Genomic DNA, 15,311 nt, shown 5'->3' on the forward strand with positions numbered 1-15,311 from the left:
AATTAAAATGGCATTTTCATGCCTGGTGGTAATTGCATACCGCCAGTCACTTCGGCCATTTTAGCTTTTTGATTCTCTTCGATGCGACGTGCAGCATCGTTACAGGCTGCCGCGATCAAATCTTCCAGCATTTCTTTGTCGTCTTCCATCAAGCTTGGGTCGATTTCGACTTTACGCACTGTGTGAGCGCCTGTCATGGTCACTTTAACTAGACCTGCACCTGACTCACCGACCATTTCCATGCGGGCAATTTCTTCCTGCATTTTTGCCATTTTTTCTTGCATCATCTGGGCTTGTTTCATCAGATTGCCCATACCGCCTTTTCCAAACATAGTCATTTCTCTTCTATTAGGGTTAGTCGCAAGCTTTTAAGCTGGCTAATCTTACTGAAATAAATGGGATTGGCAATCAATGCCGCGATCCCATCGATAAACTTATGATCTTGATAGCGCGTTTTTAACAAACTCTGCCATTCCACGCAGCATATACATAGAGGAAATATTACTCGGGCTCAGGTAACGCAGGAATAAGCCCGCTGCGCTGATTTAACAGTTCAGGCGGATAGAGCAAGCTATCCTTCTCAAGCTCAGCCCCAAAGCGGTTAATCAGCCATTGCACATTGTCATCCATTATTAACGACTGCTGCGCCTGTTGCAGTAACTCTTGGTGAAAACGTTTGCGCATCTCTAAGGGCGTCTCCCGTGTAGGATCGGTTCCTATGACCACCTCAACCTGCCTTGGGTTCCCAAGGGCTGCGGTTAAGGCTTGTTCGAGCTGCTCAATGGCCACCTGCGCCGCCAAGTGTTTCTGGTCGGGTTTTAGCAGCAACGGCAAGGGGTTAGCCTGCACCTGACAAATCGAATTGACCGCTAACTGACGCACACGGCCGCCAATATCGAGGCTCGCCATGAGCTTATACCAATGCAAATCGAGCGGATGACCGGTAATCGATTGTGCCTGCGCTAATGCGGTGAATGACGCCGATGAAACCGTCTCGCTTGGCGGTGACTGTTGGGTCCGTTGCTGCGTCTGTGATAATTCCTGTGTCTGAGACGGTTGCAGCACGGTATTTGCTTCAGTGCGTTGCAGATCAGTCTTAATCTCTTCCACTTCGGTATCGATTGTCGAGGTTTGAGCCGAAGCATGCCCAGATACTGCCGCACCAACTGATTTTTGCGGCGCGCTCACACCACTTTGTAGGTGTGAGCTAGCAGCCAATGGGCTTGCCTCATCTATTGCCACGACAGGCGCCTCTTCCCATGGCGGGCGATCGTTTGGCTCAAACTGCGGAGTCGGCGTGACATTGGATAGTGACTCAAGATGGATCTCGGCCTCGAAATCGTCGTCAAAGGGCAGCTCAAAGTCGTTATCGGACTCGTTACTGACAACTTGCCGCTCGATAGATGCATCAACTGAAGGCGTTTTATGTGTTGGCGCGTGAGAGACTGGCGCAGTATGGCCATTCTGACTCGGGGTTTTAAGCTTAACTTCCGCTGCCGACTTTTTTCCATCACCATCCTTGGTGCTGAGCGCATCGAGATCGGATAGTAAGGAGTCGCGCGCCGCTAATACCGCCGATAAAATATCGTCATCATCGAGAGACACTGTAGTTGAAGCCGGAGGAGTTGTTGAAGCCAGAGGGCTTGTTGAAGCAGAGCTTTCGGCAAAAGACTGCGACTTTTGCGTTGGTGTCACAGACGGTTGAGCGGCATGTCCATGAACAGCAGACTCATGCATAACATGGCTATGATCAATAGACTGAGCACTGTCGCGATTAAACGAATTATCTTCTATATCAGAGAATGCGCCCTGCTCCTCAGATATAAATTGCGCATAATCATCTTGATATGCATCCAGCGGCGCGGCGGCATAATCGTATTGCCCGTAAGACTCAGCTGAATAAGCATCAGGCGTTAACTTATCTACACTTTCGTTAACACTCGTTTGAGTCTCTTCCTCGACATCATTTTCATTAGATAATGCCACTGTAGGTTCTGTTAACTGGTTGGCGTAAGGCTTAAGGTTAACACTAGCGGTATCAACAACCACGGCTTGATGATGTTCAGCATCAGTATTTGATGCAGGCATAGAAACAGCACTTACTTCTGTCTCAGTATTCGATACAACATCCACATTTGCGCCAAAGCCCTGACTTTGGGCTTGACTTAAAATCACTTGCTGCTCGGCAATCAATGCGGCATTGAGTGCTAACGCTTCATCAACCGCATCCTCATCGGATAAAGCTTGTTGCGATGCTTCGACGAGTGAAGCCGTAGCAAGCGCAGACGTTGCTGCAACTTGTGACAAAGCTAGGGAATCAACGGCGGAAGTTAGCGAAGTTTTTTTTTCAGCCACGACCTGATTAACTGTCTGTTCTACCACGGGCATATTTGATGTGGGCGTCGCAGACATTGGCTGCTGAGAAGGCAAACTTACCTTAGCTGGGTCTTCGACTTGCCAACGTTTTACTGGCTTTTCGGGAACAAATGCCACCGCTCGCAGCAGCGCCATTTCGAGGCCCGATTTAGGATCCGGCGCATGGGGTAAGTCTTTACGACCAGTCAGTAAAATCTGGTAATACAACTGCACTTGTTCCGGCGCTAACTGCTCGGCAAAGGCTTGAATTTGCGCGCTGTAAAGGGATTGCTGCGCCGCGGCAGGAGCAAATTGCGTCAGGGTAATTTGATGCAATAATTCCAGTAAACTGCGCAGCACTTCTTGGGCGTCCGCGCCATAGGCGAGCACCTGTGCGCAGCTTTGCATCAAAACGCCAATATCGGCATCGGTTAAGGCTTTGAGTAAGCGCAGCACATGCTGCTCATCGATGCTACCCAGCATAGATTGCACTTGATTGAGCATTACTGTGCCACCACCGAAGGCAATAGCTTGATCGGTCAAACTTAAGGCATCGCGCATACTGCCATTGGCCGCTTTGGCGAGCAGAGTTAAGGCTTCGTGCTCAAAGGGTAATTGCTCTTGGGTTAAAATATGCTGTAGCTGAGTGCCAATTTCCTGCTGGGTTAAGCTCTTTAAATTAAATTGCAGACAGCGGGATAACACAGTCACCGGCAGCTTTTGCGGATCGGTCGTCGCCAGCAAAAATTTCACATGCTCTGGCGGTTCTTCGAGGGTTTTTAGCAGTGCATTAAAACTGCTGCGGGAGAGCATGTGTACTTCGTCAATCAGGTAGACCTTAAAACGGCCACGGGTCGGACGATATTGCACATTATCTAAGAGTTCACGGGTGTCATCGACCTTAGTGCGCGAGGCGGCATCGACTTCGATCAAGTCAACAAAGCGGCCTTGGGCAATTTCGACACAGCTGCCACACACACCACAGGGGGAAGCCGTTACGCCCTTTTCACAGTTGAGGCCTTTAGCGAAGAGGCGCGCCAAACTGGTCTTGCCCACACCGCGAGTACCCGTAAAAAGATAAGCATGGTGTAAACGTTGTTGCGTTAACGCATTCGTGAGCGCGTGCAACACGTGGCTTTGGCCGACCATCTGTTCGAATGTGGCAGGGCGCCATTTTCTGGCTAACACCTGATATGACATGGAACTCCCCAATGTGCATGACAAGAATGTTGGTACAAAAAAGGGGATCGCGCCCCGAGATAGTTGCAAGATAACATGTCAATTAACGACATGCCATTAAACTATCCCTAGGCGCCTTTGGCTGAAGAATTATTCGCCTTCAAACTCACAAAGTTTAACCAACTCAAGACCTAAGGCCGTTAAGCGGGCTTCGCCACCGAGATCGGGTAATGAAATCACAAAAGCCGCATCTTGCACTTCACCGCCCAGTTGGCGGATAAGTTTGACTGTGGCTTCGATAGTGCCGCCAGTGGCCAGCAAATCGTCAACCACTAATACTTTGTCATTCGCGGTAATCGCATCGGTATGGATTTCAAGGCTATCGTGGCCATATTCCAGCTCATAGCTTTGGCTAATGGTCGCGCGTGGCAACTTACCAGGCTTACGAACAGGCACAAAACCAATGCCTAATTCCAGTGCTAAAGGCGCACCAAATAAGAAACCACGGGCTTCAGTGCCCACAATCTTGGTAAAGCCTTTATTGCGATATTGCTCAACTAATAAATCGATAGTCGCTTTATAGGCCGCGGCATTTTCCAGCAGACTGGTCACATCGCGAAATAGAATCCCTTCCTTAGGATAATTAGGAATCGTTTTAATGCTTTGCTTTATCAAGGATAAGGTTTCTGTATTCATAGCCATTTAATTTAACTTAATCGTTTCGCCACGCGTAACTGCTGGCGGTAAAAACAAAACGTCCACAGCGAGTGTGGACGAGCTTTAATAATTCGCACAAAGCTTATGCCGCTTTGGTTTGAGTTGCAATAAGCAGCGTATTCAAGTGACGAATTGGTTACCAATTTGTGCCTTAGATCAAATGTGCTTAGGATTCGATTTCAGGAATCGTTTTCAGATACCAGAGAAGCCCGATTGCCATGGTTAACAGCAACAATTTTACCCATACGATTGGCACAACAAGAATACTGACACTAAAACTGAGGCCAGAGAGTAGCATAGCCCTGCGTTTAAGGCCTGGGCGCATGGCTCGGTGCTCTTGCCACTGGGTGAGCGCATCGGCAAACCAAGGGTGTGTCATTAACCACTGATGTAAGCGAGTGCTTGAACGGGCGAAGCAAAAAGCGGCGAGTAAAATAAACGGCACCGTCGGTAACAGTGGCACGATAATACCTAGCAGTCCAAGGCCCAGCGCAAGGCAGCCTATCAATAAAAACAAACCGCGTTTCAATATCATAGCGTGTAAATAATCATAGTTTGTAAATAATCATAGTGTGTAAATGCCTCGAACCTCAAAAACAAAAGCCACTCTCAGAGTGGCCAGTAGTATACTCAATTTGAGATTAAAACCTGCTTAAATTAAGCCTAATTGCTTTAACCAAGTCAGGCTTGCTGGTAGTGTCGGCAACAGTAAGACTAAAATAAAACCAATAAAATACATAACGTTAAATGGGTCTTTAAATGGCTGACTGCTCATTACAGCTCCTCAAATGTGTGCGTAGATAAGTGCGCGGGAATCATACAGTGATTAAGATCACAAAACGGGCGTCATTGTAGCGGTTTGCCACACCAACAAAAACCCTTTTTCTGTATGGTTATTGCAATTATTTTGCGTACTTAAGCACCATGTCTTTCTATGTTCCGCGTACGATACCTTTAGCGGTTAGTTGCTCGAGTAACTGTAAACAACCTTGAGTTAAGGTCTCTGTTAGCATTTGCGGATAAGTCGACACCAACCATTGAATCATTTCATCAAAGGTGCTCTGCCCCTTTTCGGCTAAATAACCCAGTACTTGTGCGCTTAAAGGTGTTAATTGCAAAAAGCCTACCTCACCTGCCTCATCCTGATACAGGCAAAAAAACACTGGCTGCGGCAGAGGATCTTCTGGGCGATAATCTTGCCGTATTTGCTGCACAGGATACTGGTATTGCGCCACGGTTGCCGTTGCGGCTAAACATAGATTTTGATGCGTAATTCCCTCTTTACCAATCAGGACTTGGCGGCTATCTTGCTGCGCAGTTGCCACTCTTAGTTCAAGCCATTCATAGTGCGCAAGTTCCAACATAAAGGGCGGATCAATGTCTATTGGAGAATATTGAAACTGCAGGAACTGTAAAAACTCCCCAGCAATATCGATAAAAATCGGTGATTTACAATCATGTCGACTAAAAAAAGCCTGCACTAAGGTTTGCCACTGCGCATCAGTGTATAAGCTTTTGAGTACGGGGAAAGCATTAGAGACAAAACCCATCACGTTATTAAAAAATAGCTCTCGGTAAACCTGCATCCGCTCAATGGGTACACCGATCGGCACGGAATTGTTAGGATCACGAATATAATCGATAAAGGATTGCTGTACTTGCTTAAAATCCATTAGGCAATCCTCTTCGCTAGATTTTTTTTGGCCTGAGCTTGGTAAGTATGAATTTGATTAATTTCATCCAATAAATGCGCTGTTGCCGGCAGATTAAAGTCACGCTCGAGCAAGGTGGGTAATACGCCATGCATGGCGTAGCAACTATCTAGGAGCGCCCATACAGGGGCGTTGATATCGCTGCCATGGGTATCAATCAATAATTCTTCTGATTCTTTAAAATGTCCTGCGATATGCAAGTAGGCAATCCGCTCAGTTGGCATCGCATTTAAAAATGCCGCCGCATCATATTGATGATTTATCGAGTTAACATAAATATTATTCACATCTAACAGGAGTTTGCAGTCGGCTTCTTCTAGCACTGCCGTCAAAAACGCCAGCTCAGTCATCTGCGCACTGGGCGCCGCATAAAAGGAGACATTTTCCAAAATAAGCGGTCGTTCTAAAATATCTTCAACTTGCTTAACTCGCCGAGCGACATGCTTAACGGCGGCCTCAGTAAAAGGAATAGGCATCAGATCGTATAAATGGCCAGCTCCTGAGCAGTAACTCAAATGCTCTGAATAGACATCAATTTGATGTAAGTCCATAAAAGCTTTGATACGGCGAACAAACTCAAGATCCAACGGCTCAGGGCTACCGATTGAGAGCGACAGACCATGGCAAAAAAAGGTATGTTGTTCAGTTAATTGTCTAAATTGTTTACCGTATTTTCCACCTAGCGTCATCCAGTTTTCAGGGGCAACCTCTAAAAAATCGATAGCACTCGGCAGCGATTGGCAAAACTCACTGAGCATTTCACGCCGTAACCCTAATCCAACTAATCCACGATCTTGCATTGCTTTAACCCCTTTAATTTGGATGCTGCTAAACAAAGGCCAGCATAGGCTGGCCATGTGCTAGGGCAGTACCTCACTAAGTACAACTGAACTTATTTGACTTCCTTTTTTACGGCTTCAGTTTTAGCGTCAACTTTTTCAGCGGCTTTCTTCATATCAGCACCGCATTTGCCTTCACCACATTTGCCTTCATGAGCTTTGTCTGCTGCTTTTTTCATATCAGCGCCACATTTTGCTTCACCACACTTACCTTCGTGAGCTTTGTCTGCCGCCGCTTTTTTCATATCTGCGCCACATTTTGCTTCACCGCATTTACCTTCTTTAGCTTTTTCTGCAGCCGCTTTTTTCATATCTGCACCGCATTTACCCTCACCACACTTACCTTCAGAACCAACGAGTTGATATCCTGATTCCATGGTTTCAAAACCAAATAAATTTGTTTGCGCGTTAACAGTAAACGCTGAACCAACCACCACTGTACCTAATGCCACTGCAACCGCGGTTTGCTTAACTGATTTCATATTCTTGCTTCCTTTTATTGATTAATGGTGACCAACAATGGGGTTATCGTTGGCTTACTGCAAAAGACCTGCACCGCTTTAGTTTCATTTCAAAAAATATCACCAAATCACAGAAATTATCAAAATATGCTGATAGGAAGCTGAATTTAGCCAATTAAATAGCCATAAATAGTTGTCATTTTTGCCAAGCCTCTCTGCGCACTTTGTAACAGCAAGCCAATAGGATAGAATGCACGCCCTTTGTTCCTCTATATGGGTTTGTAGCAGTGCGGGTAATTTTGGCTCCGATGGAAGGCGTGGTTGATGACTTAATGCGAGATATTTTGTCGTCGATTAACCCTTACGATTTGCTTGTCACCGAATTTGTGCGCGTCGTTGACCAACTCTTACCTGAAAAGGTCTTTCTTAAACTCTGTCCAGAGCTACTGAGCGGTGGCTATACGCCATCGGGCACTCCAGTCCGCGTACAGCTTTTAGGCCAAGAACCTCATTGCATGGCCGAAAATGCCATGCGCGCAATTGAGCTTGGCTCCCACGGCGTAGATGCAAACTTTGGCTGTCCTGCCAAGATGGTCAATCGCAGTAATGGCGGCGCGGTGTTGCTGCAATACCCTAATACAATTCACGATATTGTGCGCGCCATGCGCCAAGCAGTGCCCGCTGAGCATCCGGTGACAGCCAAGATCCGTTTAGGCTACGAAGACAAATCCCTGTTTATGGAAAATGCGCTGGCCGTTTATGAAGCGGGCGCAACTGAGCTTGCTATCCATGCCCGCAGTAAGGTTGATGGTTACAAACCGCCCGCTTATTGGGAATACATCACTGAAGTGCGCAAACGTTTGCCAATACCGGTAATTGCCAACGGTGAGATTTGGAATAGTGACGACGCTAAACGTTGTATGGAAGTGACGGGGTGCGACAGTATCATGATTGGCCGCGGCGCGATCTCGCTCCCCAATCTTGCAGACACCATAAAAACCGGTGCTACGCCCTACAGTTGGGCTGACACGTTACAATTAATGCTCAGTTATACCCAAAGGGAGCTTAGTGGCCGTAAGAGTGATTATTATCCAGCGCGCATTAAGCAGTGGTTTAGTTATCTCAATCGCCAATATCCCGAGGCAGATACCCTATTTCGGGAACTTAGGATCTATAAAACTACTGAAGACATTGTGCGTGTGCTAGAACAAGCGCAACAACATCTTAGCCAGTAACCCCATACAAAAGTGGTGGTTTTTTATGTTAACCACCACGTTACCCCTAAAAATCGTACAGATACTTGATCTTTATCATAGTCGTTGGTAGTGGAACTATTAGACTGAATGCCCAGAGTCAGATAAAACAGGCGATTTTACGTGAGCACCACCCATATCAGACAAGAATTGTCAGAGCTTGAAGCTAATCTAAGGAAGGAAATCGGCGCGCTCCCTCAGTTTATTGAAATACTTGGGACGCATTGTGCCAACCTCAGCCTAGGGGAACTCATCGACCGACTGGCACAGAGCCACCTTGCCGATCACCCGCTATTTTGTCGTTTAAACCGCCTCGATGCCGCATTCTGCCAACTTGACTTAGGTCTTTATGGCCTTTGTTCCGATTGCGAAACTGAAATCGAAGCTGAACGTTTAATGCAAGATCCTACCGAACAACGTTGCAGTTGCTGCGCTGAGCATTACCAGCATGAGCATCGTCATGAACTGCGCCTGAGTCATTAAGCAGCGTCTCTATATTCCACAAGCAAAAAAACCTCCGCAAGCGGAGGTTTGAGTTATCCAGGGAGAAGGATAACTTAAAACTTCTGGTTAATTCTCAAATAGTAAGTACGGCCCAACACATCATACAGTCCAACGTTTACATCACGGTAATCAGCATAGGTATAAAAGTTTGGTGCATCGGCATCAAACACATTATTCACCCCAACCGTGATTGAACCATTGTAAGCATGGTTATAGGCAAACTGGATGTTGTGTTTAAAGTAGTTTGAATAATCGACGTAAACATCGGTTTCTTCTAACTGATTGTAGTAATCAGCCGATTGACGACCAATATACACTACGGTCCAGGCCGCAGAAAAATCGTCATATTTCCAGCTGGTTGCAAAATTACCACGCCAATCAGGCGAATCAGTAAGCCCGGCATAATCAATCATTTCTGATTCGGCATTATCTTGCTTTTTAAAATCCAAAACATGGGTTAAATCGAGTCTGAAGTTGAAATCACCGATCCCCGTTTCTAGGTTATAAGCTGTGACAAAATCAATACCTGACGTTTCAACCGTCGCTAAGTTGCGCACACCCGCTTCAATATATTCAATCTTGCCATCGGAACCACGGTGAACATAAGGTGATGAACCATTTTTAATTTCATCACGCAGTATGTCGTTCACACTTATCGACTCAATTTTATTCTCGTAGGCAATCGAAAAGTAGGATAATTCGATATTCCAATTATCAGTAGCATTCCACACGCCACCTAACGTCAATGAGTTACCCTCCTCAGCCTCAAGGTCGGGATTACCACCATACCAAGTTTTGTGTTGATTACTGGTCGCACAATAAACCGCATCCACATTACCTGGCTCATTACACCAAAGCGAATCGACGGCTTTTTCAAAACTTAAAGATTGTGAAGAGAACATTTCACCCATATTGGGTGCTCGGAAGGAGTCACCGTAACTGGCACGCAGTAACAAACTATCCACGGGGCGCCAACTAATACCAAATTTAGGCACTACGGCATCAAAGGTTGATGAATTAACTACTTGCCCTTGGGCACCAGTGAGCGATCCTTCCTGTTCATAGCGCTCGTACCGAACGGCGGCCGATAACTCAACATTCGCGGGTAAGCCAACTTGGAATTCTAAATAAGCTGCACTTCGATCACGGGTTGCATCCACATCATCGCCACCCGAGCCACCTGAGATAATGCCCGAAGCAGACTCTGGATCACTGGTCTGCTTAAACTTAATCATTTCATATTCAAGCCCACCGACCATAGCAACAGAGACATCGCCATTATCAACAAGCAGCGTTGAAGCCAGTCCATCAATTTGAGTGCTTTCAAACTTACCTTGATACACGCCCGTATGAGCCGCCTTACGATACAGCTCAGTCATCTGCTGGTTCCACTGCTCATAACTCATGCCCGTGGTATTAAAAATATCGTACTGTTCAGAATCTATTCCTTGCTGAACTATCTCATCATTAATTAAATTGTAATTAAATGAATTCGTGGTTGAGCGGGAATGTTGGGCATTTAATTCCCAATCAATGCCATTGCCTAAATCCAGCGTACCAATAAAACCACCGAGAATATCGACATTATTGGTCTCAGTTAAGGTATCACGCTCGCCAATTTGGGCAGAGCGCATATAAAGTGTCATATCTTCCCCAACGGGGTTGAATTTATTATCAGCACTCATTACTGGATAATTTGTTGACACAGGTGTCCCTGCGTAACGCGTTTCAGTTTCAGCTAACGAGGCAGATGCACGACCGCGAAATTGAATACCGTCGGTAATTTCATAGGTAAAATTGGATAAAAAGGAATTACGGGTCTGATCACCAAATAATTTAGTCACTCTACCTGAATCATATAAACAGCGGCCCTTATTATTTCCATCGGTTGTATCGACGGTATTTTCAGTTTGATCACAAATATCTGAATTGCTATACCAACTGCCATTACCTGTGCCATATTTACCATTTGGCACAGAACTAAAACCACTGTAGGTTGCGTAACTCGGATCGTCCATATTCCAAATATCACGATCCATGACGGCTTTGGTATCATAATATTCATAGGTTAAGGTAATATTGCCTTTATCCGTATTATAACCTGTTGCAATGGATAAACGATTAGCATCACCGCCTTCAACACTAGGCTGCTCTGTACTGTAATCTAATTGCAAGCCATCAAATTCTTTTTTGGTAATAATGTTGATCACACCCGCAACAGCATCTGAACCATAAACAGCAGAGGCGCCATCACGTAGGATTTCAATGCGCTCGACTATCGCCATTGGAATTGAGGATGTGTCAGCAACAGAGCCGGAGCTTGAGCTCGTACCAGGCATACGGCGGCCATCGAGCAACACCAAGGTTGCAGACGAGCCTAGCCCGCGAAGATTAACGCTGCTTGTTGAGCTTGCGCCTGAACCATAACCAGAAACGCCCCGCCATGAACCAAAACTATTGATTGCCGAGTTATTCAAAACATCGGCAACGGTTTTTTCGCCCGTCATCGCAATATCAGCTGCATTAATCACAGTGACAGGAGAAACGGTTTCCATATCCACCTGTTTAATACGTGATCCAGTGACTTCAATACGTTCAACTTTGGTATTTTCTTCTGCCGCAATCGTTACTCCAGATAATAAAACACTAGCAGAACCCATAGTGATTAGACTAGCGCGCACAGCTCTAGCTGCTAACGTTAGATGATGCATATATCTCTCCTTGAGGCTTAAATGAATAAACCCGTCTTGTTGTTATTTTAGTTAATTTTCAAGTTCCCTTGACGTATCAATACTGTTAAGCAAAACAAATATCGACAACAACAAATAACAACAAAAAAACAAATTGATACATACACAGCAAATAAATTTTGAGTTTAAAACGTACAAAATTCAACCCAAACATAGCGTTAAAGGTCTTTAAGCAAATTTAAGCGATTATTGATAAACTGATACAAATAGAATCAATTGAACACCTGGCGTTACTAAATATCAATCTACTCAATTTAATATACATAATTAGCAAAATGTATCGCTTTATTTTATGGTGATTTTAGGCTGTATCTAACGGATGGAAAAATAAACGAGCAAAATAAAAATGCCACTCAAATTGAGTGGCATTTTATTAACCGCTGTAGATTACTTAGCAGTAATCTTACAACCTTCTACACTTTCAGAGTTTTCATACACAATGTCACCTACTGGATTATAATCAGCTGCAACAATGGATTGTTTCTCTTTCAGGAAGGAATAAAGTAAATCGGCGTCTACATAACCTGTCTGGATTGGGCTCGCCAGTTTTGGATAACCGTCACCACCTGCAGCGTTAAAGCTAGGTACAGTGAATTTGTAGTTTGCTGTAGCGCTGAACTCTTTACCATTGATTTCATGAACTGTCGCTTTTTTAGCCACGCAGTCAATGGTCATCTTCACGCCGGTAATTTGCGCATAACCACCAGAACCAATTTGTAAACTACCCACAGCCCCTAAATAATCAGCAGCAGCCGCACCAGTCATTTCGTTTAAGGTTACCATGTTGCCGAAAGGTTGAACGGTGAGTACATCACGGTAAGTAATGTTACCCGCTTTAATAGAAGCGCGCACACCACCAGAGTTCATCACGCCAAAATCAGCAGATACTTTAGCACTTTGTGCCATGGCTAACATACGGCCTAAGTTGGTTTGTTTGTTACGTACGTTTGCACGCTCACCATCAAGCAGCGCATCGGTAGTCGCAATCACTTCGTCTAACTTAGCTTGACCTTTCTCTTGATAGTAAGAAAGCAGCTCTTTTAACTCTGTATCAGGCTCAATCTTTTCACCAACGAGTACTTTTTTCTTGTTACCCGCTTCATCAGTGACTTCTTTAACTAAGTTCACTGGCACTAATTTATAGCTGGCTAAGTGAAGTTCACCATTAAAGTATTCAAAGTCAGCACGACCGACATACTTACCCCATTCGTGGGCTTGCATGATCCAAGTGCCATTTTGTTGATCTGGTGCGCAGGCATCGCCCGGTTTGAATGCTGCATAGGCCTTATTACCTGGCTCCATACAGACGGGATTTTGTGAATGACCACCAATCACCACTTGAAGTTCACCTTCCTTAAGTGAACGGGCTAACGCCACATCACCAGGAGCATTGCTACCATTTTGGCCATCGGCGTAGTGACCCATATGCGTCACAGCAAAAATGATGTCTGCCGACTTAGCATCTTTGATTTCTTTGATGACTTTGGCAACTTCAGTCTTTGGATCTCTGAACTCTAATTCACTAATATATTCAGGGTTACCGATCTTAGCAGTATCTTCAGTGGTTAGACCGATAACAGCTATTTTGACACCATTAACATCAAATATTTTATAGGCATCGAAATAGCGAGTACCATCAGTCTTATAAATGTTAGCCGCTAACATAGGGAATTCAGCAAGACTACGTTGCATGTCCACAATGGATAATGGATTATCAAACTCATGGTTACCGACCGCCATTGCGTCGTAACCAATTTTGTTCATACCGGTAAAGTCAGGAATCGCATCTTGTAAATCGGATTCAGGCACACCAGTGTTAATATCACCACCAGAAAGCAACAATGTTTGACCACCTTTCTTGCTGACTTCAGCACGAATTTGATCAACCAAAGTTTTCTGAGCAGCTAAACCATATTCACCATCTTTGTTTTCCCAAAAACGGCCATGGTTATCGTTTGTATGTAATACCGTAAATGTTTTACAGGCAGCACCCGCTTCGGCGCAAGTTGTTGGAACTTTGTCATCATCACTATTACAACCTGCTAACGCAGCAAGCACAGCAGTGGCAATTAATCCTTTAATAAGCTTATTTGTCATTACATCAACCCCTTGATTTTAATTATTTTATCATAGATAGATTGTGCGAGTACCATCAACTCTCGCGTCACGCATAATATCAAAGAATAAAGATGAATTGTGTCATTTTTATTAATAAACGTGACTTTAATGTGGGATTTTTGGCGAGTTTTAATACAGTTTTGTTTCAAATAAAAAATAAGCTAATCGACTTATTTTCACTTTTCGAATTTAATGACAATTAAAAATATAATTGTAAATTTAAACGCTTTAATTTAAGTAGCTTACAGAAGTTTCGCAGACAGCCGCATTGTTCTTTATAAAAAACATCAAGCGGCAAAAAATTGTTTACCGCATGATGATTTTATAAGCATTTAGATTTAACTACATTTCAAAACGCTGTTGTAACCAAGCACTAATCGCTTTTAATTGCACAGGAATAACTGAATGTGGCATCGGATAGGTTTGCCATTGCACCGGATATCCACCGGCAATTAATGCCTCTTTTGCCAACAATCCGGCTGATAACGGAACGACATCATCCTGCTCGCCATGCTGCTGCAAAATCGGCGTGTCAGCATTGGCCACACTTAGCTGGCTTGGCAAAACATCACCCGTTGGCAAATAGCAGGATAACGCCATAATACCGGCAAGTTTTTGAGGATAGCGTAATCCGGTAAACAGACTCATCACTCCGCCTTGGCTAAATCCCGCCAGCACAATGCGCTCACTTGGAATACCTGCGGCAATCTGTTCATCAATCAGCGCCTGAACGCTTAATTCTGATGCCATCACGCCCTGCATATCCGCTCTATCATGCAAGTCCATACTTTTAATGTCATACCAAGCACGCATAATATAACCACCATTGATGGTGACCGCCTGCTCAGGTGCATGGGGAAAAATAAAGCGAATACTGTGATCCGCTGGCAACCCTAGCGCAGGTACAACGGGGGCAAAACCAGCACCAGAATCGCCTAACCCATGAAGCCAGACCACAACCGCGGTCGCCTCAACTTGGGGTTCAATCACAATACGTTCGAGCGTCATACTGATATATCCTTTCTAAATCACATTGAAAATTAAGGTTAAACGTCAAGCACATTTGGCAATAATCAAGTGTGCTTACAAATAATCAATCCCGAGGAGTGCTTGTAACGCATCGAGCTGTTCCGCGTTATCTAATTTCATGCTCCAACGCACGCCGCCACCATTGGCGATGATCATTGGAGGGTCAAGCCTAAGGCTAATATCTTCGGCACTCGCTTGAAGCACAACATTGGCCACGCTTAATCTGATCTGTACTTCAAACTCTGTTGCTATCAGCTTACCCTGTGAAAAATCCAGTACCATAGTTGTCCTGTTGTAGCTATAAGACATTGTGAACACGCGTCATGATAACAAAGTTATATCGCTGGGGATGTACTTTTACATACCCGATAACCTCAATGAGCCAAGTCGCTTT

14 protein-coding genes are annotated in these 15,311 nt (G+C 44.8%); 2 read left to right on the forward strand and 12 right to left on the reverse strand.

Annotated features, from left to right (window positions below):
* Window positions 1-2: 2 nt before the first annotated feature.
* From KXJ80_RS14765 to KXJ80_RS14800, 8 genes are all read right to left on the reverse strand, one after another.
* Complete coding sequence (locus KXJ80_RS14765) at window positions 3-332, reverse strand: YbaB/EbfC family nucleoid-associated protein (protein ID WP_007648738.1); 330 nt, start codon at window positions 330-332, stop codon at window positions 3-5.
* A 169-nt stretch (window positions 333-501) separates the two neighbouring features.
* Window positions 502-3,555, reverse strand: a complete 3,054-nt coding sequence (dnaX, locus tag KXJ80_RS14770; protein ID WP_259474458.1) for a DNA polymerase III subunit gamma/tau — start codon at window positions 3,553-3,555, stop codon at window positions 502-504.
* A 129-nt stretch (window positions 3,556-3,684) separates the two neighbouring features.
* Window positions 3,685-4,236: an adenine phosphoribosyltransferase gene (gene apt / locus KXJ80_RS14775; protein WP_011623016.1), complete on the reverse strand. Its 552-nt coding sequence runs from the start codon at window positions 4,234-4,236 to the stop codon at window positions 3,685-3,687.
* A gap of 181 nt (window positions 4,237-4,417) precedes the next feature.
* The gene (locus KXJ80_RS14780) at window positions 4,418-4,786 is read right to left on the reverse strand and encodes a YbaN family protein (RefSeq protein WP_037417764.1); all 369 of its coding nucleotides are present in this window, start codon (window positions 4,784-4,786) and stop codon (window positions 4,418-4,420) included.
* A gap of 117 nt (window positions 4,787-4,903) precedes the next feature.
* Window positions 4,904-5,026 carry a hypothetical protein gene (locus KXJ80_RS14785; protein WP_011072094.1) on the reverse strand — a complete coding sequence of 41 codons (123 nt, stop codon included), beginning with the start codon at window positions 5,024-5,026 and terminating at the stop codon, window positions 4,904-4,906.
* A 157-nt stretch (window positions 5,027-5,183) separates the two neighbouring features.
* Window positions 5,184-5,924, reverse strand: coding sequence for an HvfC family RiPP maturation protein (locus KXJ80_RS14790; RefSeq protein WP_055647116.1), 741 nt, complete (start codon window positions 5,922-5,924; stop codon window positions 5,184-5,186).
* Window positions 5,924-6,763: an HvfB family MNIO-type RiPP peptide maturase gene (locus KXJ80_RS14795; protein ID WP_099458549.1), complete on the reverse strand. Its 840-nt coding sequence runs from the start codon at window positions 6,761-6,763 to the stop codon at window positions 5,924-5,926. The genes KXJ80_RS14790 and KXJ80_RS14795 overlap by 1 nt, the downstream gene beginning before the upstream one ends.
* Before the next feature lie 92 nt (window positions 6,764-6,855).
* Window positions 6,856-7,284, reverse strand: a complete 429-nt coding sequence (locus tag KXJ80_RS14800; protein WP_037417772.1) for an HvfA family oxazolone/thioamide-modified RiPP metallophore — start codon at window positions 7,282-7,284, stop codon at window positions 6,856-6,858.
* A gap of 266 nt (window positions 7,285-7,550) precedes the next feature.
* Here KXJ80_RS14800 and KXJ80_RS14805 point away from each other — a divergent pair, with 266 nt between their 5' ends.
* Window positions 7,551-8,498 (forward strand): tRNA-dihydrouridine synthase, encoded by a 948-nt coding sequence (locus KXJ80_RS14805; RefSeq protein WP_037425279.1) that lies wholly within the window; start codon window positions 7,551-7,553, stop codon window positions 8,496-8,498.
* Between the two features lie 141 nt (window positions 8,499-8,639).
* A complete protein-coding gene (locus tag KXJ80_RS14810; protein WP_037417804.1) occupies window positions 8,640-8,999 on the forward strand; it encodes a TraR/DksA C4-type zinc finger protein in 360 nt (119 codons plus the stop codon).
* 74 nt (window positions 9,000-9,073) lie between these two features.
* On the opposite strand, the gene KXJ80_RS14815 is transcribed toward KXJ80_RS14810, so the two are convergent.
* The 4 genes from KXJ80_RS14815 to KXJ80_RS14830 form a co-directional block, all read right to left on the reverse strand.
* Window positions 9,074-11,731 (reverse strand): TonB-dependent receptor, encoded by a 2,658-nt coding sequence (locus tag KXJ80_RS14815; protein ID WP_218738428.1) that lies wholly within the window; start codon window positions 11,729-11,731, stop codon window positions 9,074-9,076.
* A gap of 426 nt (window positions 11,732-12,157) precedes the next feature.
* Entirely contained in the window at window positions 12,158-13,867 is a 1,710-nt protein-coding gene (gene ushA / locus KXJ80_RS14820) for a bifunctional UDP-sugar hydrolase/5'-nucleotidase UshA (RefSeq protein ID WP_069454797.1), read from the reverse strand.
* A 363-nt stretch (window positions 13,868-14,230) separates the two neighbouring features.
* Complete coding sequence (locus tag KXJ80_RS14825) at window positions 14,231-14,896, reverse strand: alpha/beta hydrolase (protein ID WP_156143183.1); 666 nt, start codon at window positions 14,894-14,896, stop codon at window positions 14,231-14,233.
* Window positions 14,897-14,971: 75 nt separating this feature from the next.
* Complete coding sequence (locus KXJ80_RS14830) at window positions 14,972-15,199, reverse strand: DUF3389 domain-containing protein (protein WP_037425292.1); 228 nt, start codon at window positions 15,197-15,199, stop codon at window positions 14,972-14,974.
* Between the last annotated feature and the right edge of the window lie 112 nt (window positions 15,200-15,311).

It is taken from the genome of Shewanella xiamenensis, from assembly GCF_024971755.1.
In the GTDB taxonomy this organism is placed as follows: Bacteria; Pseudomonadota; Gammaproteobacteria; order Enterobacterales; family Shewanellaceae; genus Shewanella; species Shewanella xiamenensis.